Source organism: Pseudomonas putida NBRC 14164 (genome assembly GCF_000412675.1).
Classification (GTDB): domain Bacteria; phylum Pseudomonadota; class Gammaproteobacteria; order Pseudomonadales; family Pseudomonadaceae; genus Aquipseudomonas; species Aquipseudomonas putida.
On the sequence record NC_021505.1, the window covers coordinates 2,192,341 to 2,215,500 of the forward strand.

Here is a 23,160-nt window from a genome sequence, read left to right on the forward strand (position 1 = left end):
TCGTGAGGTGGCGAGTACTTGCCTGGGTATGGCTAGAGGGAATAGCGCCGCGTTGCAATTCTCAAAAAGCGAGCGGGCTTCATTTCTCAGCCTACCCGAGACTTTGCGTCAATGGAGGTTTTGGTGTCGCACTCAATGGAGTTGAATCTGAGGCCATTTAGGGGGCGATCGAATCAGGGCAATTAGTCGCTCAGCATTGTGCTTTGCGGAGTGACACTTGTGGCGTTGGAGTTGTTTAAGCGTGGTTGCTCAGAGAGGGTCAGGTAGTTGGAGCGCCTTCAAAACCTCGGGTCGAGGCAGATCTTGAAGGCATCACGTGAGGGGTAGTTCAGCGCATCATTCCCAGCTCTGCATCATCCATCAGTGCTTTGGCTAAAGCGCAGAGGTAGTGGGATGCCCAAATCAGCTGTGGCTTATCTTCCATCAAGCCATCCAAGGTCATATCCCGTGCATACCCCATCAGCTCCGATGCCTGCTCCCGCGCACTCTGGCAAGGGATACCGGCTTCAATACGAAACAGCGGATGGGTCTGGTTTTCACCCTGATAGAAGGTGGTTTTACCGACGGTGAATTTGGTTTCTTCTGTGGACATTGGTCAATCTCCCCGAAATCTCTAGTGCCTGGGCTGGCCTCTCGCCGGCAAGCCAGCTCCCACAAGTGCTGCATAGGCTTCAAGATCTGCGACATGGCTCAGATCCATGTGGAGGCTCGGCTTGCAGGCGTTTGGGGGCCTGGGCGACACATCAATTTGGCTTCAGTGCGAAGTCCCAGGCTCAGTAGGCATCTGCACCTGGGCTATTGCGGACTCCAGTAAAGCCCGCAGCGTCTCCAGTTCATGCATCGAGGTCATCATCAAAATCGATGCTGGCGACTTAGGCTGTAGCAGCATCGCCTGATGCACGACAGTCGTAGCGCAAAGCGCGTAGTCCGAGGCTTCGATGAGGGTGTCTTCGAGGCAGAGAGTTTTGTGGGGTGGATCTGGAACGATCTTGAGCATGGTGAAGCTCCAACGTATAGGGAGGAGCTACCACGGCCATGCCGTCAAGCAATGGGTGGTAGCTGTACGCGGGTTGACGGACCGAGACGTTGGCACTCGGCGCACCACAGGGTGCCCGCACGTACAGCCACCATAAAAGTGTGCACATGAGGACAGCGTCATCGGTCCGTCAAAACCGGTCGCCGAATTGGCAGCGACGGATCGAGACTAGGGCTGACTATTTCCATGTGCAACGAAAAACAGGCGCGAGGAGTATCTTTGGGAAATGGCCTACAAGGAAGGGGTTATTTCTGATTTTTCGACCCGTTGCCGTTCCTCAAGACGTCGACAGGAAACATGCGGGCAAAAGAAAGCCCGCCGAGGCGGGCTAAGTACTATCACGTAGGGATAGCTTGATACTGCCCAAGCCACTGTGAAAATTGGGTGAAAGAAAAATCCCCAGAATGTGATCAACCAGAAACGTTAGCGGGGCCTCGCGCCCTTTACAGCTGGGCTTTCTGCCGCTGGTAGCGCTGAAAACGGGTAACAGCGATCTGGACGGCAGCTGCCACGAGGCACAGCAGGCCGATTTTCCAGCTGCCCTCCAGGCCGTAATGCTCGGCGATTTTCCCAGTGAGGATGACGCTAACGAAAATGGCGAAAGGCAGTATCAATTTGTTCATCGGGTCTTCCAGCAAGCTGCAAATGGCTTGGGTGAGGATGCAGGTCACCCAGCGGAAATGACGCGATCTTAGCAAATCCGTTTGCGGCTTTGTGGTCACATCCACAGCGGCTGCGCGGTCTGCTGTCTGTAGCGCGATAATGGCAAAGGGGCAGCATGGACTTCCGCCATTCGGCCCTCGAAACTGATCCACTCTCATCTCGACCAGGGCAGGTCATGAATAACCTGAAACGGACCACCTTTCTCATGCTACTGCTGGCAGTAGCCTCGTTAACCGCCTGCGTCCCTTGGAAACGCGAACGCGCCGCCTACGCGGACCTTTGCGAGTCCGAGTTCCAGTTCAAGGTGCCAGGGCCGCAGGGTGAGACCACGCTCTACCTGGAAACCTACCTCTATGACCACGCTGCTCTATGGGGCGAAAAGGCCTACGAGCAAGCCCTGTACGTGCAGTACCCGGGCGAGAAGTACTCGCGGCAGGAATTTTATGTGCAAATGGTCGCCTACAACAAAGACCGTCAGCGCCCATCGACTGATTCCAAGCGTGGTGAGCCGCCGATACCGGTGCTGTACGACAGCCGTCAGGCTTACATTACCTTAGAAGACGGTTCGCGCCTGAATGCACGGCCCGAGGTGTACGTGGGCGTCAACGAGACTTACGACTTTCCGTTGGTGAATGAGAAGACCGCTCGGCGATCGCCGTACGACATCAACAGCGATGAAGTGCACCGGATGATTCCCAAGATGACCAACAACAAGCGCTATGGCTCGGCGTATGTGATTTTCCAGACGGACAAGTTTGATGCGGATTCAAAATGGACGATTCATCTGGGGGCACTGGATGTGCTGGGCCGCAAGGTGGAGATTCCGCCGTTGAGGCTCTGTTATCACCCTGTGAAGAAATGGATCGGGATTGAGCCGCTGATGAGGCCTTAAGGGTATTTCCGAAGTGGGCCGGGGTGGGGCTGGGCCTGAGGTCGGACAGCTATGGCCAATGGGGCCGCTTTGCGGCCCATCGCAGGCAAGCCAGCTCCTACAGGTGCGTTGCATGGCTTGCATTTGGGGCTTGAGGCTTGGGCAGCCGTGGTCAGTCAACCCATCGCCACAGTGGCTCATCCAGCAAACCGACACCTCGCAACTGGGTTTGCCCGTGGTGCTTCTCAAGCTCCAGCACATTGCACCCGTCGCACGCGGTCAATGCGTCGATCAGCGGCTTGCTGTGCGACACCACCCACACCTGGCTACGTTGCGAGGCGGGGATGATCAGGCGGGCCAGCGCAGGTAGCAGGTCGGCATGCAGGCTGGTTTCCGGTTCGTTCAGCACCATCAGTGACGGCGGGCGGGGTGTCAGCAGCGCTGCCATCAGCAACAGGTACCTCAAGGTGCCATCGGACAATTCAGCACCCCCTAACGGGCGCAGCAGCCCATGTTGGTGTAGCCGCACGCTGAACAGCCCGCCCGGCGGTGCATCAATCGCCAGGCGGCTGCCGGGAAACGCGTCGTCCAGCGCCGCTACCAGGTCTTCGACATCACCTATCTCGATAATGGTCTGCAGCGCCGAAGCGAGGTTGCGGCCGTCGTGATGCAACACTGGCGACCGGGTACCCAGCTGTGGCTGTCGACAAGGCGCGTCGCGGTCGATGCGAAAGTGGTCGTAGAACCGCCAGCTGTTGATGAACGCGCGCAGCTCACCAATCTCCGGCGCCTGGCGGGGCCGGCCGACGATGTTGAAGAAGCTCTCGCCGCTGTCAGCATGCTGATCCAGCACTGCCCAGCCGTTGCCTTCGCGGGCCCGCACCATGGCGTTCTTGCGCTCGACCAGCAAGGAGGCGGGCCGATAGGCACCAGCGCCCCAGATGGCCTCGCACTTTATCTCAGGGTCGAGCATGAACGCGGTTGGATACGGCAGGGGAATCGGCAGGCCGAGGGAGATGGCAAAACCGAAGTCCTCGGTGGCAAAGCCCAGGCGCAGGCGCCTGGCTTCGCTCGGGTGCTGGCCTTGGATGGGCACTTCGCCGCGCTTCATCCGTGCGCTGGTTGCCGGGCCGGCCCACCAGGTCGAATCCAGCCCGCCTTCACGGGCGAGGGCTTCGATCACGCCGCCCTGGGCGGTTTCGGCCAGCAGGCGCAGGGCCTTGTACAGGTTGGATTTGCCGCTGCCGTTGGCACCAGTCACCAGGTTGAGTTGGCCCAGCGGCAGTACCAGGTGGTTGATCGAGCGGTAGTTGCCGATGGCGAGGGTAGTGAGCATGCAGTGCTTTCCAGCGTGTACCAAGCGACCGATTGTGGCCGAAGCGGGGCTGCCTTGCCAGCTTCATCAGGTATTCAGCCGCGTGCCTGCAAGGCCGCTGGCTAGCGTTAATGAACCTGGCCAGGCCACTTGCGCTGGGTAGCCAGCGCAAGCAACTCACGCTGCCCCGAAATACCCAGCTTGCGGTACAGCCGCTTGATATACGTAGCCGCACTCGAACGCTGAATACCCATGCTCACGCTAATGTCCTCAACCTCACACCCAGCCAGCATCAGTTGCAGCAGCTCCTGGTCACGCCGGGTCAGTTCCGGGTACAGGCTGACAACCCGTTCACTGAGCAGTGCCGGCATTTCATTGGCTTCGAGATAGGCCCGGTAATGAAGGCGCGAGATTTGTACGATCAGCGGGGCGGCTGTTTCGATGACGTTGATCTCGTTGGGTGAGAAGCGGCCGTGCTCGCGGCCTCGGTAGAAGTTTATCGACAGCCAGCGGTTGCCCTCGCAATGGGTCAGCAGGGCGACGCGTTCGGAGATTTGCGGTAGCTCGTAACAGATGCGTCGGTAGTCGCGGTGGGCGATGTCTTCGATGGCCTGGCGTTGCACCATGATGCGGTCGGCGGTCGACAGGGCAGGGCGCGCGGTCATTGCCTGTTGGTTGCCATCCATGCTGTAGAAGCGTTCGGCGTAGTTGCTGGAGATTCTGGGTAGCTCGATCATGCGTGCGCGGTCGGCGAACGAGATGACTTGCGGGCTGCGGTTGGGGCTGTAGGCGAAGATGGTGCATTGGGCCAAGGGGACTTGGGCGCTGACCAGTTTCAGCATGTCGGCCGCTAGCATCTTGTCGTGGCCTTGCCCTACGCGTGATAGCAGGGTGGCTGTTTGCTCGATGCTTAGGCGAAAGTCGGTCTTGGATGCGCGTAATGGCCAGAATTCCATGCTGCACTCCCTTGGGCTCGGCAGGTTTTATTATTGTGGGCGGCCCCTCGGGCGGTGTTGCCGCACAGAATACCTAATCCATAGCCGAAACAAGGCCACGAAGGCGGCGCGACAGAAAAATATGCGACGCGATGACCTGAAAAAAGCTGAGGTGACCTACCAGGTTTCAGTGGCGCTTACTGCTGAGGGCTTCTACGGCATAGGTCGAAAGCCTGCAAATACCCAGCGCCTTGGCGATCAGCGGCACACGCCAGCTTGGCCGGTCACCCGCAGCCAAGCGTTCGGCCAGCATGATTGCCCCGGCCAGCAGCATGACGGGAATGTGCCCATGGTGGACCAGCAGCGGTACCAGCATCCAGGCCCAGCATGCGCCGATGCACCACACCCCGTGGCTCAGGCCGAAACCCAGGCAGTCCCGGTCTGCCTTCCACCCGAACAGGCCGATACGCTGCAGCCGGTGCCCCCGGTTGAGCGCTGCCCGGTGCCACGGGCTGGCAGACCAAAGTACGGCCAGCAGTACGCTCAGGCCGAGGGCGCTGTCAGGGAAGACCAGCGACAGCAGCAGCGCAATTGCGCTGAGCAACAGCCCGGCGGCCATCCACAGGGTGCTGTAGCCCAGCAAAAAACCAACCAGCGCGCGCACACGCCGACGTGGCAGGCTGGAGCGCCAAACATGCATGAGTGGCATTGCCAGCAGGGGCGGCATCATCGCAACCAGCATCAGTGCCCAACTGCTCAGCACCTCATGCAATGGGGTCATGACCAGCTCGGCCCGTATGGCGCTGAACCACAGCGCCGCTACGTCCAGGCCCTCTGCGCTGATGCAAAACGCCGCGTAAGCAGCATGCCCATTGTTGTAGATGCACAACACCAGGCCGACCCCGGCCGTTGCGAACAGCAACGGCCAGGGTGCCCGAGTGAAACCGCGCAGTATCGAACCCGGTTTGGCCATGCCCGCGATCAGCTCACGATGCCCGTGCGTTTGACCACGCTGATCCGCTCGACCGTCACCGGTGTGTTTGCCGAAATCTGCTCGCCTGGTACCAGGGTTACCTGCAGGTGTGCCGGGTCGAAGGTGCCGCTGGCCATCAGTCGCTGGGCCAGGTCGGTAATGTCGAGCGTATAGCCAAGGCCGTTACCGCCATGGCCAGAGTCGGTTTTGGACGCCACGTTCAAGCCGAACAGCGTGAGGCTACCGGCGTGAAGCTCAGGGTGGTTTTCGGGGGGCGCGCCGGCGGGAAGGTTGACATACACATCAAGCAGCGGTGAGGGCGCTTTGCCACGTACTGATTCAAGTCGCAGATACAACCGGGTAACTTGCTCACCCGCAACGCTGGCGCCAAGTGCTGCCACGCCCGCGCGAGTGCTTGCGGGGTCGAGATCAACATGGGTGACGACCGGGGCAGCGCCTACAGTCACCACCGAGGCGTTGGCGCCAATAGGTACAACGCTTTGCTGGTCGGGTGAACCCATGCTGACTCGCGCCACGCCTAGCACTCCTGGTGTTACGCCGGTGCCGATGCTCAAGTTGTCGTAGGGGCGGTGCAGGCTGCCCTCTGGGAGTGTATCGCGGCTGGTGAATGTAATGCCGGATGCAGCGCTGCCTGTTTGCGGCACGATGAAAACCCGGTCGAGCGGGCCGTTCAGCCACTGAGGGTCACGTACCATGTGCTTGCCCGCTGTGCTCATCCAGGCTTCCCAAAGGCGGTCGATATTGCAATGGTGCAGCCAGAAGATCGGGTCCAGGCCAGCCAGCAGCGGGTCAGCCATGAATCCGTAGTTACCGCCGATCAGGCGGTGCACGGTGTTGTGCGGGTTGCGTTCCAGGTCGCCTGTCCAGCCGCCAAACTGAACGAAATCCCCCGAGACCCCGCCACCGAACCCGATGCCGCCGTCTACGGTGAAGTCGGTTTCTTTCATGGCATCCAGGCTGAACGCATCGGCCGGGCCAGGCTCCAGTTTGGTCAGGCCGGGCCGGCGTGGGTATTTTTTCAACGGGTTGGGTGAGCCGTCCGGCAGGGTGTCCAGCAGGAACGCGGCCGGCAGGTTGAGTGCCTGCGGGTCATCGGGGTTGAAGTAGTTCCAGTACGGCAGCGCCCAGTCTTCACCGGTCAACTCCTTCACCTTCGCAGCTACGATGGCTTCGAATGAGAACAGGTAGCCTCTGTGCCATGAAACGAAATACCAGCTGCCGTGCTGACATTGATTGCTATAGGTGTTGTCGAGCAGCGCCTGTGGAACCGGGTCGTCGTGGTTGATCAGCTCACGCTGAATCCACAACTCCTGATCGAAACCGTGGATGGCACCCAGAAACTTCCAGCTGTTGTGGTCGGTGATGGGTAATTTGTCCAGTTCGCGAACCGCCAAGGCGTAATGCAGCAGCGTCTTGTTGTCCCAACCAGAGCCCAGTGTGGCGACGTCTTGTCTTTCCCTTGCCATTAGCATCTTCTCCTTGATGACAGTTGCAGGCGGCCGCGCCTGCAGACCCGTTGAACTCTCACTCCAGAAAACTGTCCGGCCTCAGTATAGGCGGGATTGCCACATTGCCATCTCCTTGCGTTTTCATCGTCTCAAACTACTTTTCCAGTTGAGTATCTGTTGCCAGCCAGTGGCAATTTTTTGGGAAGGAACCTGACATGCAGTCAAAAGGATTGGCTCGATGCGGCGCGTCATTGGCATCGCTTTTTTGGGTCGCTAGCGCTTTTTCCGCTCAGGAGGAGGGCATCAGTAATCCACCGGCATTGACCATGGGCATCGACCGGGCTGGGGCCGCAACGGCTAACGCCATGCTTGAAGCCAGCGGCGTTACTTCGCGCACGGTCATCCGCCAGAAAGACCCCGGTGCGCAACTGGAACTGCGCCTGAAACAAGCCGAAATCCACGACCCGAAAAAGGGCAGCAACGACAAGGTCTGGTTGCGCGGTTATGCCGACCTCAACGCCACCAGCGCCGATGGCCTGGTCGCGGCCCCGCTGATCAAGGCGTTCCCGGGCCAGACGGTACGCTTCGATATCTACAATCACCTGCTGCCCTGGGACCAACTGCCAGCGGGCCTGCGCCAGGGCTATACCCAGGCGAATCTTGGCAAGGAGGTATACGAAAAGCTGATCCCGCAGCAGCAGTGCGACCCTGCAGCCCATGACCCTGCCACGATGAATATTCCCAACAGCCGCCCGGGTTGTTTCAATACCACCAATAACCACTTCCACGGCAGTTGGGTGAACCCGGCGGGCAACAGCGACAACGTGCTGCGCACCCTGTACCCAAGTGCGGGTGTGGCGCACGAATACGAATACAACATCCCTGCCGATCATCCTGCCGGCACCTTCTGGTATCACCCACACGTCCACGGCTCCACCGCCTTGCAGGTCGCCAGCGGCGTGGCCGGGCCGCTGATCGTGAACGGCGATCGGTGGCCGGTCCCAGGCGTGAATGGTCAAGGCTTGCGCAGTGGCGACATCGATGTTCTGTTGAGCAGGCCCGATGGCAAGCCGATCCCCGACCGGGTCTTCATGTTGCAGCAGATCCAGTACAAATGCTTTGCGCCGGACGGTACGCCGAAAGCGGACAAATGGAATTGCGCCGCAGGCGATATCGGCGCCATCGTGGACTACAACGATCTGGGCGGCCCGGCCAACTGGACCGCCTCGGGGCGCTTCACTACGGTCAACGGCCGCGTCACCGACATGCTCGGCATTGGCAGCGAACCTGGCCAGGAAAAGGTCATTGCCGGGCAGCCTGAGCGCTGGCGCCTTATCCATGCGGGCTTCAATGACAGCATCAAGGTTCAGATCTTCCCTGCAAAGCCACGCCCGGCACAGGCTGAAACAACGTTGCTGAAGGCGGTGTTCAGCAACACGTCCGCCGCTGACAATGACCGTGTCATTGCACGTGAGTGCGAGGTCGATGGCCCGCCACTCAAAGTGTTCGAGATCGCTGCCGATGGGCTGACCAGATACCAGGCCTTGGAGGCTGATAGCCGTGTGCTGCAGCCGGGTTACCGCAGTGACATTCTGGTGTCCTTCCCTCAGCCTGCCGGCGATCTGCGCCATCAGCACTACTGCGTCATCGATGCCCCTCTATCGGCGCAGGCCAGTGTGGAAGGGTCGGTGGACAGCCGGCGCCTGCTCTTCACCGTCAGGGTCGAGCGCAACGATGCCCAGCAGCAGATTGCAGACGCTAAGGTGGTCATTCATGACACGCTGGTCAGCGCTGCCAAGCGGCTGGCCGCAGACCGCCAAAAGCAGGGGCTCGACACCTCGAAACTGCCGGCGATTCTGGCCGACCTCGACGCTGGCCTGAAGCTTGAGCATTTCTCTCCACACGACAGGCTGACAGGGCAAACCTTGCGGGAGCAGGAAGATGCCTGGTTGCGGGTGGACAACGTCCGCCTGCTTCGCTTCAACCTGAAGTCAGTGCAGAAAGGCGTGGCCTCTGCACCCTCGGGCGCGGGGTTGGGGCATGCTCGGCTTTCACGTGCCAACTTTGAGGCAGCGTCTGACCCCGCCCCGCAAGCATCTTGGGGAAAGATCGAAGATGTCCGTTTCAGCGAACGAGCGGAAGAACTGATCGCGCTGCAACTTGGCAACACGGATGAGTGGCGCCTGCGCACCGCCGATGTCGCCCACCCCTTCCATATCCATATCAACCCATTCCAGGTGGTACGTGTAACGCGGTTGGCCGATGGCGTGGATATGACGGGGGATGCGACTTCGCAGTATTTTGGTATGAAGGACGTGTACAAGGACACGATCATCGTGGAGCCCGGCGTCGAAGTTGTAGTGCGTTCGCACTATGAGCGCTACGTTGGGCGATTCGTCTTGCATTGCCACATCCTGCCCCATGAGGACGGCGGGATGATGCGCCTGGTCGAGATTTTCGAGGCAGGTATACCCGGTGGGCTGGACTTTATCGAACAACATGGCAAAGGCGCCGGGGGCGCGGCCAACGAATCGGCGAGCCTGGCGCATGCGCACTGAGCGGCGGGCTACAACGCCCTGCCAGTACAACGGGGGCCGTTGTGATCAGGTCGTCAGCATGGCATGCCTGCGCTCACGTTCAATGGAAAAGATGTGATCGTAGCGCAGGCTGTTACCGGGCCCGGGACGCACGTTACTTAGTCTCGCGACTAACCACCCAGGGCCCGTTTCAACACTTCATAGATTCTGGGATCACCTGATTGAGCAACGTTGAAACGGAGAAAATCCCCCGCAGTCATGGACTGGCTAAAGGCATTTCCAGGCGCCAGTACTACACCTTCATTCAAACAGGCCCTGGCCAGCGTTGCGGCATCTTTGCCTTGAGGCAGCTGGCACCAGAGGTACAGGCCTGCCTGGGGCATTATCCAGGGCTTGATACCGATGGCTTGAAGCTTGGTTGCCGTCTTGTCCATTGCCTCGGCTAACCGAAGGCGCACACTCTCCATGTGCTTTCGGTAGCCGCTGTCGGTAATAGCGTGGTGGATGATGTCCGCAGCCAGGCGTCCACCCCCGAATGTGGTGGCAATCTTGAGGTCTACCAGGCTCTCGATCCATTCACCACGGGCAGCGATGTAGCCGCATCGCACCGAAGCGGAGATGGTTTTGGAAAAGCTGCCAATCTGGATGACACGAGACAGGCCATCGAAGGCAGACAGGCGTGGCGCGGGCGTAGTCTCGAAATCCCCGAAGATGTCGTCCTCGACGATCACCAGGCTAGAAGCGTCGGCCAGTTTTAGCAGCCTGTGCGCTGTGACCGGCGACAGGGTGGCCCCGGTGGGGTTGTGGATGCCGGAATTTGTTATGTACAACCGGGGCGCATGTTCGAGCAGGGCAGCGCCGAAGGCATCGATATCCGGGCCCGTCGCCGTGTAGGGTACGCCTACAATCTTCACCCTGTGTGCTTTCAATAATGCGTGAAAGTTGAAATAGCAGGGGTCGTCCACCAGGACAGTGTCGCCCGGTTCCAGCAGAAATCGGCAAATCAGGTCGATGGCGTGCGTGCTGGATTCCGTGAGCATGATCTGTTCAAGCGTGGCTTCGGTCCCGATGCCTGCCAGCCGCCGCGCCAAGAATTGCCGAAGGGGCGGGCTGCCAAGCGGTGATGCGTACTCCGCCAGTTTCTCTGTGTCAGAACGGGCAACGACTCGGAGCGCTTTACGCATGCCAGCTTCGTACATCCAGGAGGGTGGGAGCCACCCGCACCCTGGTTTCAAGGCATCGCTGGCGGTTTCAAGCGACTGGCGGGAGATCCACAGCGGGTCGACAACACGATCCAGTTTGGGGCCGAGTTCGGTCAGTGCCAGTGGCGCCGCTGGCCCGGCTACGTAAAAGCCGGAGCCAGGGCGAGAGCTGAGCACACCTTCTGCCATTAACCGTTCATAGGCCTCAAGCACGGTAGAAACCGAAACTTGCATGGTCTGCGCCATTGCGCGGACCGAAGGAATTCTGGCCCCTGGTGGGTAGGTTCGAGCGGCTATCCTGGACTGGATTTCACCCATGACAGTGTGAATTCGCGTGCCGTTGCGTTTCATTGCACCCTCAACTGTGCTGGATTCATATGCATAACAGTTCGGTTTAATTGTATTGGATTGTACGTGGCCTTGGTGAGCCTGTCAGTGATGTACTGACCCCTGAATTGTCGAGGGCTTACCGATGGAAAAATCAACAAGCGGATGGATCAACGGCTTCATAGGCGTCGCAATCTTTGCGGGCTCTTTGCCGGCAACCCGTGTGGCAGTGGCGGCCTTCGAGCCTACGTTTCTGACCTGTGCCAGGGCGACCATCGCCGCGTTGTTGGGTGCGCTTTTTTTGATCGTGCTACGCCAGCCTCGACCATCACGGGGTGATTTGTCGTCATTGGCTTTGACAGCGCTTGGGGTTGTTATCGGCTTCCCGCTGCTGACGGCACTGGCCCTGCAGCATGTCACCTCTGCTCATTCCATTGTTTTTGTCGGGCTGCTGCCGCTCTGCACCGCAGGGTTTGCCGTGCTGCGGGGCGGTGAACGGCCTCGGCCACTGTTCTGGTTGTTTTCGATGGCAGGTGCGGGGCTGGTGGTTGGCTATGCGTTGATAAATGGGGGAGAGGCGTCGGCGGTGGGCGACCTGCTGATGATGGCTGCGGTCGTTGTGTGTGGGTTGGGGTATGCGGAAGGGGCGCGTCTGTCGCGCACGTTGGGTGGTTGGCAGGTGATCAGTTGGGCATTGCTGGTGGCGTTGCCGTTCATGCTGTTGCTGACGATCGCTAATTTCCCCGCGCCTGATGCCTTCGCCAAGGTCAGCGCCCCTGCGTGGTTCAGCTTCGGCTACGTCTCGCTGTTCAGCATGCTGATCGGGTTTGTGTTCTGGTATCGAGGGCTGGTTCAGGGTGGCATTGCAGCGGTGGGCCAACTGCAACTGGTTCAGCCGTTCATGGGGCTTGGGCTGGCTGCGTTGCTTTTGCATGAGCACGTCAGCTGGATGATGCTTGTGGTGACGCTGGGGGCTGTGATCTGTGTGGCCGGGGCCAAGAAATATGCCCGGTAGATAAAGCGTCTTCGTAATACCGCAGTACAAAGACCGCGAGCATACCGCCACACCCTGTGGGAGCGGGTTCACCCGCGAACACCGGCGTAGCCGGTGCCATACACCGTGTTGGATTCTTCGCGGGTGAACCCGCTCCCACAGGGTCGGCGGCGCGCGCTCAGTCTTTGTCCTCTACGCGACTGCGCGCCGCTCGACCTCACAGGCACTGCAAATCTACAGGCCTGCCAATGCGCATCAGAACCGAACCGTAACCCCCGCATTCACTGAGTGGAAGCGGGCATCCGAACCGAATTGCCCCTGATACGACAGCCCCACCTCGGTCTGGCGATTCAGCTGCACTTTCGCACCCACTTCGGTCATTGCCACATTACGCGTCTGTGCGATGCCCTGCACCGCGAAGTCCGGGCCACCGGCAAAGGCCTGGGTGCTGCTCGGGTCCAGGTCGCCGTAGGCGCGGCGCCAGCCCAGCGAACCGTAGAACTGGGTGTCGTGGTCAGCCACGCGGGTGCGGGTTGAAGCGCGCATGCCCACGGTCGAGAACCAGGTGTCCTGCTTTTCACTGGCCACGTCCAGGGCAGCCGCACCGCCTTTTTCGTGGAAGCTGTCGGCGTCGTACTTCACGTAGGCCACGCCCACGAACGGCTCCAGCGCCACCGCACCCAGGCCGATGCGGTAAGCCGCTTCGCCACTGGCCTGCAACGTGTTGGCGTCGCGCTTGCCCTTCAGGTGGTCGTCGAACCCGGCAAAGGCCACGTTGCGTTTGCTGTCCAGCTTGTGCCAGGTGTAGCCGACGTCTGCGCTCAGGCGCAGGGCATCGAGTTGGGCGCCGGTGTACAGGCCCAGGTGGTAGTTGTCGCTGTGGCCCTTGGCATCGCGGTCGTCGGCATCGAACTTGGTGCGGCTGTAGCCACCGTAAACACCGGCGCGCCAGTCCGGGTTGATGCTGCCGTCGGCGCCAATCAGCACACCGCCGGTTCTCTGGTGCAGGCCGCCAGCGCCGTTGTTGCCGTCCAGCTTCGACCAGTTGCCGAAGGTTTGCACCCAGGCGCCGCCCTGCGCTTCAGGGGTGGTTGGCATGAGGTTCGATGCACCCAGCGGCATGCGCACGCTCGTGCTGTCGAACAGGCTGCGCAGGCGGGTGCCCAGCACGCCGGAAACCACCTGGCTGTTGGCGATAAGCGCGGTGCCGGTGCTGGCGTGGTAGTCGCCGGAGAGCTGGTCGATGGCATTGCGCGCGCTGTCGGCATCCAGCACCAGCAGGTTGTTGTACAGGCGCAGCGGGTCGCCGCTTTGCTGCAGCACGCTCAGCGCGCCTGCGGTGTGCCACTGGTTTTCGGTTTGCGCCACGGTCTGGAAGATGCCGGGGGTGCCAGGACCGCCCGTTTCTGGCGGCTGCACCGGGGGTTGTACGGGGGGCTGTACAGGCGGCTGTACGGGCGGCTCGACCGGGGGCTGTACCGGTGGTTGTACTGGCGGCTCGACGGGCGGTTCCACCGGAGGCGTCACCGGTGGTTCTACAGGCGGCTCCACGGGGGGTTCAACAGGTGGTTCAACCGGTGGCTCAACAGGGGGAGTGGTCTTCTGCGCGATGGTCAGGTTCAGTTCGTTGGCCGTGCGTTGCAGGCTGACGTTGAGAAACGCCGAGTTGGTGAACGCCTGGGCATAGGCCGTGCCGGCGGCTGCACCGTCCACGACACCCCCCTGGGCGGCCAGCAGCGTGTAGGTTTGCCCGGTCTGGTAGCTTTGCGCGTCGTTGAGGGTTGTGACATCGACCCGCGTGCCACGCAGGGTCGCGGTGCCGCTGACGTTGACGCGGTCGGCGCCGCCATTGCCGGCGATGTCTGCGGCGTAGCGCGAGCCGTCGGCCATGTCCAGGTCGCCGTTGATCGACAGGGTGCCCAGCGCACCTTCACCCGGCGAAAGGGTACCGCCCGAAGCGACTTGGGTAGTGCCGACCTGGCCGCTACCGGCCAGCACGCCACCGGCCAGCACCTGGGCGCGGTTGCTGTAGTTGCCCGAGGCGTCGGTGTGGCCCACGGTGCCGTTGACCACCAGGGTGCCGTTGCCGACGCTCAGCAGCGAGGTGCCGCGCGGGTTGGTCTGGTCGACATCACCGGCCAGCACAAGGCGCCCGCCACGCACCACCGTGCTGCCGGACATCCCGGTCAGGTCGCCACTCAAGGTGGTGTTGCCGCTGAAGGCGTAAACGCGGCCCGCACCGCTGATGTTGTTGCTCAGTTGCAAGTCGCTGTCGGTGTGGTTGAACGCCAGCGCTCCGCTACCGGCGCCGAAGCGGATTGCCGTTTGCGGGTCGAGGCGGCCGGCGGCCTGTGCGGCGATGGCCGTGAGGGCGTCGATATCGGTGCGGCTGTCGTCCCGTACAACCCCGCCCCCGATGCTGAGGGTACCGCGTGCGGCCGAGTTGATGCTGGTCAGCACGCTGATGTCGATGCCCTCGGTGCTGCTCAGCTCGGCGCCGTTGGCCAGCACCAGGTTGGTGCTGGAGGTGGTGGTGCCCAAGGTCAGTGCGCGGGTGGCCAGGCGCGTGCCTTCGCCGGACACGCTCACCACGGTGTTGCGGTTGAGGTTGGCCGAGCCCAGCTCCATCGAGTCACTGGTCAGCACCGCACCGTTGCTCAGGCTGAGGTCGTTGCGGTTCCTGAAGGTGCCGGTATTGTCCCAGCGAGTGTTGGCGCCGGACAGGTCGCTGATCGAGTTGATGGCCACACGTTCGCTGGCAAGCTGCCCACCATCGCGCAGGGTAATGCGCGAGTCGTAAAGGAATACGCCGCCAGAAGTCACGTTGACCGCATCCACCTTCGCACCCTGGCCACTGACCAGCAGGTTCGCCCGGGACAGCGCATTGCCGGCGTTGCCGTTGTCGCTGAGCTGCAGGTCGCGCACCGATACCTGGCCGCCGTCGAGCACGTTGAGCGTGCCCTGGCCGGCGCCGCCGACCACGATGGTATTACCCAGCACGGCAGTGGTACGGGGCACCACCCAGCGCGTACCAGGGCCCTGGACCGTGACGGTCGCCATGGCCGCACTGGCTTCGTTGTTGGTGAGCGAGCCACCGATCCGCCCGCCCTTGCTGGTGAGTTCGGCGCCATTGTTGATGGTCAGGCTGGCGGGCAGGCCGTTGCCGGGGCGCAGCGACACCGTGCCATCGTAGGCGCGGTCACTGCTGAAGGTGTCCTCGCCACTGTCGAGGATGTAGTCAGCTGCTTGAGCGCTGGGCAGCAGGGCGAGGCTGATCGCGAACGTCAGCGGGGATAGTCGGAAAAGGGGATTCATAGCGACTCCAGATACTCCATTAGATGCCACGCAAGTGGCTGCCAGCCCTGAGGGCAATGGCGTTCCATATGTGCAACGGATTAACGCTGGGAGTATCGGCAAGCCCTTGCCGCGCTGAGAATAGTACGCATGTGCTAGCGGCTTGCGGAACGTGACGCTGCTCACACAGTGTGCTGTGTGGCGCACATGCGTTTCTTGCCAAATGTGTGATCTATACCGCCCAGTCTTCGTCAAGCATGCGACCCCTTACCGACGTCTGAAGGGGATTGAGCCAGGGCCTTTCATGCAAACGCTGTTGAACGAGATTCTTGAAGAAGTACGCCCCTTGATCGGCAAGGGCAAAGTGGCTGACTACATCCCTGCGCTGGCCGACGTACCGGCGCAGCAGTTGGGCATTGCGGTTTATAGCAACGATGGCAGCCATTACTGCGCAGGCGACGCAAGCGTGCCTTTTTCGGTGCAAAGTATTTCCAAGGTGTTCAGCCTGGTTCAGGCAATAGGCCACTCAGGTGAAGCCATTTGGGAGCGGCTTGGCCATGAGCCTTCAGGCCAGCCGTTCAATTCGCTGGTGCAGCTGGAGTTCGAGCGCGGGCGCCCGCGCAACCCGTTTATCAATGCGGGGGCGTTGGTGATCTGCGATATCAACCAGTCACGCTTCGCAGCACCCACGTTGTCGATGCGTGATTTTGTTCGACGGCTTTCGGGCAACCCTCACATTTCGATCGATGCCCGTGTCGCCGATTCGGAATATCAGTTCCGCGCGCGCAACGCTGCCATGGCTTACCTGATGCAGTCTTTTGGTAACTTCCATAACGAGGTCGAGCCGGTGCTGCGCAGTTACTTCAGTTACTGCGCGCTGCAAATGAACTGCCTGGACCTGGCCCGCGCATTCTGCTTCCTGGCCAACGACGGGTTTTGCAAGCACAGCGAAGAGCAAATCCTCACCCGGCGCCAGGCCCAGCAGGTGAACTCGATCATGGCCACCAGCGGGCTGTATGACGAAGCCGGTAATTTCGCCTACCGAGTGGGGTTGCCAGGCAAGAGTGGCGTGGGTGGCGGCATCGTGGCAATCGTGCCGGGGCAATTTACCGTATGCGTCTGGTCTCCCGAGTTGAATGCTGCGGGCAACTCCCTCGCGGGCATGGCGGCGCTGGAGTTGCTGAGTTCGCGGATCGGGTGGTCGGTGTTTTGATTCGTGGGCAGGGCCTGCCGGTAGGCGCTGAATCGCCTTCACAAGGCGACTATGCATTGAGTGAGAGAATGTTTGAAAGAGGTCTTAATCGTTACAAATATAATGATTTAGGACGTGTTAACTTTGGCTGTAAGACATTTCTGAAGTTGGATCGAGCTGCACTTTAGCTAGCATTGTTCGCTTAGTATCGACTCTTTTCGGGGAGTTGAGCATGCAAAGGGGGGCGGAAGGGTGCCTGATAGGGCAGATAGATTTGAAGATGGCTGAGCAGAGCTACAGTGTCCCCGGTTTTTCCGAGGCTTACGCGACTCATCTTGAGGGGCGAGCTGGGGATCAAGTTTTTTATGGTAGGTTGCTCATATTCATTGGTTCCGTAGTTGCGGCGCTGGGTATGGGTATCGCCATCTTCGGTCCTGAAGTTATTTATTATGACCGGTTCTCGGGCCTTACCCTGATCCAACACGTACAATTGAACCCTGGGCTCATTTCAATTGCTGGCGGATTGATGATTGCTTGGGGCGGGAAACAGCGTAATGAAGGCATTGTTCATCGTGAAGATTTTCTATTGTCCCATTACAAGTTTGTAACGGGTAATGGGCGGGATGTCAGCAATCAAGTGAGCGTTCGGCACTTGGGGGGTGATGATTTTAGCGTCTCCGTAGCCTTGTAGTCTGGCCGCGTACGTTCGAGCATTAACATTACGATTTTCGCGCCCGGCATAAGGGCTATCGAGAGAGTGCTCCATTTTCTTCTGCAGGTTTGCTAGGCTGATATCTTTAGTCTCGCGCTGAGACAACGCAAATGGAAGTGCCATGGCGATTGTTCATTCTGTAACAACAAGTGATTGGCGAGCATACAGGGAGTTACGCCTCAGGGCCCTGCGTGAGTCGCAGGATGCCTTTGCAAGTACCTATGAGCACGAGTCAGCCAGGGAAGAGGGCGAGTGGGAGGCCCGCGTCTCAGCCATGGCTTCGTCCAGCAGTGCCCAAGCGTTCTTTGCGTCGCAGCACAATGAGGTTTGCGGCCTGGTGTGGTGCAAGTCCTCGGGCATTGAAGTGGACGTGGTCGAACTTTTCCAGATGTGGGTAGCGCCTGATGTGCGCGGCTTTGGAGTAGGGCGGGCCTTGCTTGAGCGTGCTGTGACCTGGGCTATTGGTCAGGGGGCGCAACGTGTACGCTTGGGTGTGACACTCGCCGATAGCCCGGCGATGCGCTTGTACAAGGCAAGCGGTTTTCACCCTGTTGGCATACCGGAGCCTTTGCGCGAGGGTTCAGCGTTGATGTCGCAATCGATGGAGCTGATCCTGGGCACATATCGGGACAGAGGTCATGATTAATAGCCCCACAGGATTGTGCCCTAGCTGAAACAAGCATAAAAACCTGTGGGAGCACCTGTCTTCTTGTGGAACCTGGCCTTGCCAGCTCAGTTGGCCCCGGTTGCAACCTCCCGCGCAACCCAACCCTTGAACGCCTCCGCTACCGGCGACGGGTGCATGGCGCCTGACTGAGCCAGCACCACTTTTTGTGGTGACACCTCTTCCAGTAATGGCCGGCACAGCAGCGGTGTACCGTCATAGCAGTGGTCGCCGGCGGGGCGGGTGCACGACAGGGCAACCCCATAGCCATGCGCGACCAGGCCACGTTGCATCTCGAAGGTTTGGGTGTATTGCTGCGTGCGTGGTTGCAGGTTATGCGCCCAAAATAGTGAAAGGAAGTATTCACGCGTTTGTGCGATGTCCTCAAGAATCAGGCATTCCTGGGCCAGTTCATGCAGCGGTATCGCTGGCAGGTGGGCCAGGCGATGGTCCGTAGCGATGAGCGCGTAGGGTTTCAACTCCGCCAGTACCTGGCGCGGCAGCGAGGGATCAAGGCCTATGTCGTAAGTAAGCGCAAGCTCTGCTTTACCGGCGCTCAGGTGGCGGTGCACGCCTGCCAGGTCCGTTTCGAACAGCGTTACCTCGACATCGGGATACTGCTTGCGAAAGCTCGATAGCAGCCGGGGTGCGAAGTAAGGGCCTAAGTCTTGAAAGCAGATAAGCGACAGGTTGCCGCGAAGCGAGCCTTGCGCTGTATCGGCGTTCTGATTCATGGCGATGGCCATGCCAATGATATCGCGGGCTTGTGCGAGCAATCGCGTGCCCGCTGACGTCAGCTCCAGCCCTCGGCTGACCTGGCGCCGGAATAGCCGCTCATTCAGCGCCTCTTCAAGTTGGGCAATAGCGACCGATACCGACGGCTGTGATACATGGCGGGCTCTTGCAGCAGCGCTGATGCTGCCGTGTTCGGCCACGGCGACGAAGTACTCTAACTGCCGGAACGAGAAACCTATCATTTTTTCCTATACTCCGGATTAGGAAATATATTCTTTTCCTATTGGTGCCGAAACGCAATACTCGCCGTGCACCCTGCTTGGCCCGCTTAACTTCTGGCAGTGGTGCTGTTGCCCAATAAAAAGACCAAAGGGTGCTTTATGAAACAGTCCGCCGAATTTCAACTCAGCGAAGAAACCATCGAAGCTTTCCAGCGTGATGGTGCTGTCTGCGTACGTAATGGCATCGGTGGGATGATTGCTTCGTTCACCGTTGTGATGTTCGCTTTTGGCGGGGTCGAAATGATCGGCATTACCGCAGGCGAGGCAAAGGACCCGAAGCGCGTGCTGCCTAAGGCCATCAACTCGGTGCCTCTGCGCATTCTGCTGTTCTATATCCTTACCCTGTTCGTGCTCATGGCCATTTATCCCTGGACCAGCATTGGCAGCCACGGTAGCTGCTGGTGGACCGAGCACTATAAATACGCTCATCAACCAGTCCCGCTGCCAGCCGTATACGAATAAATCCCAGTACAAAGAAAGTGTTAATCCGACGCAAAAACATAAACCGGGAATACCGATTAATGCTGAAAACCCGCGAAGGCTTATTGTTTTTCTCGGTAGTTCAAGGTATATGTCGTCAAAATAATTAGGCGAGGGATTTACAGTCTCTACCCAGCAGCGGTCATCTGGCTCCTCTCCCGTCGGAGGCAGGTCATAGCTCCAACCTATCGCGCGCTCCCATAACACCTTGGGCTTAAATGTCATTCATTCATTCCTCGAGAACAAACTTCAATATAGGCATCCGGCAAATCGCGGTCAGGCCAATACATAACCAGTAGGGTGGCGGCGCTTAAGCTATGGCTCCCAATCGTAGGTGCTAGCGGCACAACTCCTGATATTTCAAGCTGAAAAACACTGCCATCTTCAGTGGAGTAAGGTCTTTGATATTCATCAGTGGAAAAATCACTCCCATAGTCTGGATGTCGCGGGGGTGTAAACTTAGGAAAAGAGGAGGACGGAGAAAGTGGGCTTATTGGATGCGAAAAGTAATCACTCGATGCAATACTTTCTCCGCCAACGTAATCTGGAAACGCTCCATCGCCGACACGATGTGCTATTAATTTCCAGCGATATGCGGATTTCGCTTTATTGAACTTGGGTAATACGACGAGAAACTTGAGCTGTTGCACCGTGCTCAAGCTGACCAAACCTCCTATTCTTGGGAGTGTAGGATCCGTAGCCATACTTGACTCAAAATTTAGCTTTGCCTGCACACCCAACGTCGCAGCATTGAGCTCAGCGAATGCTATGTCTGAAAATTCCGGAGCATTCCAGTGTATGGAAGGTGTTTCATTAGCAAGCCCGAAATAGCACCGACGCGCCCAGCGTTCGAGAGCAGTTGATTCGTTGTTTTCTGCTCGCTTACTCAACTCATAGGCGACTAGAGACAATGAAATTGCTAAACCTAAAGGGCCAAATACGAAAGGTCTGAAAACTGCAAGCGCAAATGCTACTGTACCCGCCCCAGATGCTAACGCGGCATATTTATATTGCAGAGCAGCTTTAGTGTCCCCAATGGCTAAACTGCGCTTTCTTGCCAAATTGGCTTGTGCCGTGTCGAAAACCCCTGCAACTGCACTCAGTACCGCACCGATTTTTATTATGGCCTCTCCAGTGATAGCAGTTCCCTCAGCCCATGGTCTACGTATGGCGCTGACACTGGAGCGCATTACGAGTCCAATTACCTCAATTTGCCCGCCCAATATTCCTAATTGGGACCCATGTAACGCCAGCTTGGCTTCATGAGCCTTTGGCCCAATCTCCACTTCCGCTTTTGCCTGATTTCTGCTCAGGCTGTCATGCTGTAAATACAACCCACCTATAGCCAGCAGCAACTCCCAACTACCTGCCACTCCGCGCAATCCGCTAAAGCCGGTCCGCACAAGCTGTGCCGCCTGCTGCGAAGTGATGCGCATGTCCTGCAACACCTTTCGTGCATTCGCCTCCAAGGTTCCCGCCGCGACCGAGATATCCATTAAGGCAATCTGCGTCGCGCTGCTCGCCTGGGTCACCCTCTTGCTGGCTTCCTCAATCAACCGGCCTCGCACGTCTTCAGCGGTGCCCTCGACCCACACCGTTACGCTGATCATGGTGTGGGTAAACCGCGGGTCGAGCACTGCCAGGCTCATCAGCCCGTGCTGAATGATCGGCCGCACCTTGTTCCAGGCCTTGGTCGAATGGATGTCGATGTCATCGATGCTGCGATGCATCCGGTCCCGTGCCTCGGCAATCGAGGCATTGGCCTTGTGCTGCAATTCGCGTAGATGAGCACTCTGCAAGGCGTGGTACTCGCCCAGCTTCATCTTCACTTCCAGCTCGATCAGGTGCACGCCGTTGTAAAGGAACTGGGTTGCACTGTTCAGGTGCCGCACGGCGGTCTGAATACCAGGTGGCAAATTGGGCGCAAGGCGCTGGCTCGCCGCGTTGAGCGCGCCCTGGGTTTCCGCAATCGCTTGCTTGAGGGTATTGCGCATGCGCAAGCCGGCGTCGTCGCTCGCAATGATCTTGCTCAGCATGCCGTAGAGCTTGTCGCTGTCATTCCAGTTGGTGACGTCGGAAAAGCTGGGAAGCAGCCCGGCCAACAACGCACGGTCACGCATCAACAACGCGCGATAGGGAGGGCTATCAGGATACTGTAGCCATTTCTGCCAGAGCGTTTCGGTGGTGCCGGAAGCGGGACTCACATCGGACGCCGCCGCCTCGGTAATACCGCCACCTAGGCATAAGGCCATGGTCTTGGCATACGCCACGCCAGACTCACGATGATCGCCGTCGTAGTCGTATTGCTCGGCCACCTTGAACATGGGCGTGTCGAACAGCGCGGTATAAGCATGGGCGTCCTTGTCGATGTAGCGCTGGAACTCGGCTTCCTGCTGGTCATACCCGGCCTGGAACGCCGCTCGCTTCGGTTCGTGGTAGCGCTCTTCAAGACGCTCGTCACTTTCCAGCTGGGCTCGTTCTACCAACCGTTGACGTTCCACTGCCGGGTCGACGAACACCGGTGGCCCATCGCCGGTCATCGGTTCCAGCGACGGCACCTTCTGCGCCGCCCACTCCCGGTGCGTGGCGCGAATGACCTGGAGGATCTGCGAGGTCTGCAACTGGTAGGCACGCATGGGGTCTTCACGCCAGACCTGGCGCTTCACCACCCAGCTCAGGCGCTGGTGGTTGAATTCCTGAACCAGGCCAACGGTATCGTCGAGCACCACCGCCAGCACGCCGTTCTCCAGCTTGTGCCGGTTCATCGCGTTGACCAGGTACCCCTTCAAGGCAAACCTACGCAGCTTGCGAGTGTGAAACCCATGCGCACTGTCAAACGGCGAGCACCCATGCTGGGCGTACTCGAACACATCCTTGTCGACCTGCAGGTTATCCGGCGTCATGGCAATGCCCAGTAATTCTGGGTTGTTACGCGCCTGGGTCAGGTCAACCCCCGCGAAGCGATGTGCAGGTGCCTGGCCCTTCTTGTAGGCATTCAGCACGCTGACCGGCCAGGCATCGCTGGAGAAGGCCAGCCAGGCTGTGCCATACCGGTCGGTATCGATGTTCAGGAAGGATGAAGGAATGTCGTGGTTCTCATTCACGCACTTTTCGGGCAGCGATGCGGGTAGGCCGTCTGACGGTTCGTAGGGGTTGAAGCGGCGCAGGTGGCCCTGATCGCTGACTTCGTAGGCATGCCAGACCTGCTGATCGAGCAGCACATACAGGTAACCCATGCGCAAAGTGCGCAGGCCGATCTTGGCCGAGATATGGAGGCTACCCGCCACAGTCGTGATGCAGTCCGGTCGTGTATCCGGCACCAGGGCGCGGCGCAGCGGCAGGATCGGCAAACCTTGCCGCTCGCAGGCCATGCACTGGTCAGAAGGCAGCCCGGCTTCGGCTGCCGCAATGGCGATACGTTGGCTGATTGTCAAAAACGACCTCGCATTGAAAGGGACCGTGATGGTCCCTGAACACTAA

Annotated in this window: 17 protein-coding genes and 1 pseudogene; 7 read left to right on the top strand and 11 right to left on the bottom strand. The window is 59.5% G+C overall.

All coding sequences use genetic code 11. The annotated features are described in order from the left end of the window. Positions 1-328: 328 nt before the first annotated feature. The 3 genes from PP4_RS09785 to PP4_RS09795 form a co-directional block, all read right to left on the bottom strand. Positions 329-592, bottom strand: coding sequence for a DUF3077 domain-containing protein (locus PP4_RS09785; protein ID WP_003250694.1), 264 nt, complete (start codon positions 590-592; stop codon positions 329-331). Between the two features lie 162 nt (positions 593-754). After that, a complete protein-coding gene (locus PP4_RS09790) occupies positions 755-997 on the bottom strand; it encodes a hypothetical protein (protein ID WP_016499020.1) in 243 nt (80 codons plus the stop codon). Between the two features lie 482 nt (positions 998-1,479). After that, positions 1,480-1,659: a hypothetical protein gene (locus tag PP4_RS09795; RefSeq protein ID WP_174370177.1), complete on the bottom strand. Its 180-nt coding sequence runs from the start codon at positions 1,657-1,659 to the stop codon at positions 1,480-1,482. A gap of 215 nt (positions 1,660-1,874) precedes the next feature. Here PP4_RS09795 and PP4_RS09800 point away from each other — a divergent pair, with 215 nt between their 5' ends. Next, positions 1,875-2,591 carry a hypothetical protein gene (locus PP4_RS09800; RefSeq protein ID WP_016499022.1) on the top strand — a complete coding sequence of 239 codons (717 nt, stop codon included), beginning with the start codon at positions 1,875-1,877 and terminating at the stop codon, positions 2,589-2,591. A gap of 151 nt (positions 2,592-2,742) precedes the next feature. Here PP4_RS09800 and PP4_RS09805 read toward each other — a convergent pair whose 3' ends face one another. The 4 genes from PP4_RS09805 to PP4_RS09820 all read right to left on the bottom strand — a co-directional run bounded on the left by PP4_RS09805 (position 2,743) and on the right by PP4_RS09820 (position 7,280). Continuing rightward, entirely contained in the window at positions 2,743-3,906 is a 1,164-nt protein-coding gene (locus PP4_RS09805) for an AAA family ATPase (protein WP_016499023.1), read from the bottom strand. Between the two features lie 107 nt (positions 3,907-4,013). Then, positions 4,014-4,841: a helix-turn-helix transcriptional regulator gene (locus PP4_RS09810; protein WP_016499024.1), complete on the bottom strand. Its 828-nt coding sequence runs from the start codon at positions 4,839-4,841 to the stop codon at positions 4,014-4,016. A 166-nt stretch (positions 4,842-5,007) separates the two neighbouring features. After that, positions 5,008-5,793, bottom strand: coding sequence for a copper chaperone (locus PP4_RS09815; protein ID WP_016499025.1), 786 nt, complete (start codon positions 5,791-5,793; stop codon positions 5,008-5,010). 8 nt (positions 5,794-5,801) lie between these two features. Continuing rightward, positions 5,802-7,280: a tyrosinase family protein gene (locus PP4_RS09820; RefSeq protein WP_016499026.1), complete on the bottom strand. Its 1,479-nt coding sequence runs from the start codon at positions 7,278-7,280 to the stop codon at positions 5,802-5,804. Positions 7,281-7,627: 347 nt separating this feature from the next. Between PP4_RS09820 and PP4_RS09825 the strand changes: the two genes are divergently transcribed. Beyond that, the gene (locus PP4_RS09825) at positions 7,628-9,820 is read left to right on the top strand and encodes a multicopper oxidase family protein (RefSeq protein WP_158490996.1); all 2,193 of its coding nucleotides are present in this window, start codon (positions 7,628-7,630) and stop codon (positions 9,818-9,820) included. A 149-nt stretch (positions 9,821-9,969) separates the two neighbouring features. On the opposite strand, the gene PP4_RS09830 is transcribed toward PP4_RS09825, so the two are convergent. Continuing rightward, positions 9,970-11,352 (bottom strand): aminotransferase-like domain-containing protein, encoded by a 1,383-nt coding sequence (locus PP4_RS09830; protein ID WP_016499028.1) that lies wholly within the window; start codon positions 11,350-11,352, stop codon positions 9,970-9,972. Between the two features lie 121 nt (positions 11,353-11,473). Here PP4_RS09830 and PP4_RS09835 point away from each other — a divergent pair, with 121 nt between their 5' ends. After that, positions 11,474-12,343 (top strand): DMT family transporter, encoded by an 870-nt coding sequence (locus PP4_RS09835; RefSeq protein ID WP_041167673.1) that lies wholly within the window; start codon positions 11,474-11,476, stop codon positions 12,341-12,343. A gap of 234 nt (positions 12,344-12,577) precedes the next feature. Here PP4_RS09835 and PP4_RS09840 read toward each other — a convergent pair whose 3' ends face one another. Next, entirely contained in the window at positions 12,578-15,637 is a 3,060-nt protein-coding gene (locus PP4_RS09840) for an autotransporter domain-containing protein (protein WP_016499030.1), read from the bottom strand. Between the two features lie 283 nt (positions 15,638-15,920). Here PP4_RS09840 and glsB point away from each other — a divergent pair, with 283 nt between their 5' ends. The 3 genes from glsB (at position 15,921) to PP4_RS09855 (ending at position 18,166) form a co-directional block, all read left to right on the top strand. After that, positions 15,921-16,829, top strand: a complete 909-nt coding sequence (gene glsB / locus PP4_RS09845) for a glutaminase B (RefSeq protein WP_016499031.1) — start codon at positions 15,921-15,923, stop codon at positions 16,827-16,829. 259 nt (positions 16,830-17,088) lie between these two features. Next, positions 17,089-17,499 carry a hypothetical protein gene (locus tag PP4_RS09850; RefSeq protein WP_156859473.1) on the top strand — a complete coding sequence of 137 codons (411 nt, stop codon included), beginning with the start codon at positions 17,089-17,091 and terminating at the stop codon, positions 17,497-17,499. A gap of 142 nt (positions 17,500-17,641) precedes the next feature. After that, positions 17,642-18,166: a GNAT family N-acetyltransferase gene (locus PP4_RS09855; protein WP_016499034.1), complete on the top strand. Its 525-nt coding sequence runs from the start codon at positions 17,642-17,644 to the stop codon at positions 18,164-18,166. Between the two features lie 86 nt (positions 18,167-18,252). Here PP4_RS09855 and PP4_RS09860 read toward each other — a convergent pair whose 3' ends face one another. After that, positions 18,253-19,161, bottom strand: a complete 909-nt coding sequence (locus PP4_RS09860) for a LysR family transcriptional regulator (protein WP_016499035.1) — start codon at positions 19,159-19,161, stop codon at positions 18,253-18,255. A gap of 138 nt (positions 19,162-19,299) precedes the next feature. Between PP4_RS09860 and PP4_RS27880 the strand changes: the two are divergent. Further along, a pseudogene (locus tag PP4_RS27880) lies at positions 19,300-19,596 on the top strand (amino acid permease); the annotation flags it as partial. A gap of 305 nt (positions 19,597-19,901) precedes the next feature. Here PP4_RS27880 and PP4_RS09870 read toward each other — a convergent pair. Next, the gene (locus tag PP4_RS09870) at positions 19,902-23,114 is read right to left on the bottom strand and encodes a T6SS effector BTH_I2691 family protein (RefSeq protein WP_016499037.1); all 3,213 of its coding nucleotides are present in this window, start codon (positions 23,112-23,114) and stop codon (positions 19,902-19,904) included. Positions 23,115-23,160: the final 46 nt, after the last annotated feature.

Bases quoted from the DNA above. Each gene is read 5' to 3' on its own strand.
- PP4_RS09785 (WP_003250694.1), bottom strand. From the start codon at position 592: ATGTCCACAGAAGAAACCAAATTCACCGTCGGTAAAACCACCTTCTAT.
- PP4_RS09790 (WP_016499020.1), bottom strand. From the start codon at position 997: ATGCTCAAGATCGTTCCAGATCCACCCCACAAAACTCTCTGCCTCGAA.
- PP4_RS09795 (WP_174370177.1), bottom strand. From the start codon at position 1,659: ATGAACAAATTGATACTGCCTTTCGCCATTTTCGTTAGCGTCATCCTC.
- PP4_RS09800 (WP_016499022.1), top strand. From the start codon at position 1,875: ATGAATAACCTGAAACGGACCACCTTTCTCATGCTACTGCTGGCAGTA.
- PP4_RS09805 (WP_016499023.1), bottom strand. From the start codon at position 3,906: ATGCTCACTACCCTCGCCATCGGCAACTACCGCTCGATCAACCACCTG.
- PP4_RS09810 (WP_016499024.1), bottom strand. From the start codon at position 4,841: ATGGAATTCTGGCCATTACGCGCATCCAAGACCGACTTTCGCCTAAGC.
- PP4_RS09815 (WP_016499025.1), bottom strand. From the start codon at position 5,793: ATGGCCAAACCGGGTTCGATACTGCGCGGTTTCACTCGGGCACCCTGG.
- PP4_RS09820 (WP_016499026.1), bottom strand. From the start codon at position 7,280: ATGGCAAGGGAAAGACAAGACGTCGCCACACTGGGCTCTGGTTGGGAC.
- PP4_RS09825 (WP_158490996.1), top strand. From the start codon at position 7,628: ATGCTTGAAGCCAGCGGCGTTACTTCGCGCACGGTCATCCGCCAGAAA.
- PP4_RS09830 (WP_016499028.1), bottom strand. From the start codon at position 11,352: ATGAAACGCAACGGCACGCGAATTCACACTGTCATGGGTGAAATCCAG.
- PP4_RS09835 (WP_041167673.1), top strand. From the start codon at position 11,474: ATGGAAAAATCAACAAGCGGATGGATCAACGGCTTCATAGGCGTCGCA.
- PP4_RS09840 (WP_016499030.1), bottom strand. From the start codon at position 15,637: ATGAATCCCCTTTTCCGACTATCCCCGCTGACGTTCGCGATCAGCCTC.
- glsB (WP_016499031.1), top strand. From the start codon at position 15,921: ATGCAAACGCTGTTGAACGAGATTCTTGAAGAAGTACGCCCCTTGATC.
- PP4_RS09850 (WP_156859473.1), top strand. From the start codon at position 17,089: ATGGCTGAGCAGAGCTACAGTGTCCCCGGTTTTTCCGAGGCTTACGCG.
- PP4_RS09855 (WP_016499034.1), top strand. From the start codon at position 17,642: ATGGCGATTGTTCATTCTGTAACAACAAGTGATTGGCGAGCATACAGG.
- PP4_RS09860 (WP_016499035.1), bottom strand. From the start codon at position 19,161: ATGATAGGTTTCTCGTTCCGGCAGTTAGAGTACTTCGTCGCCGTGGCC.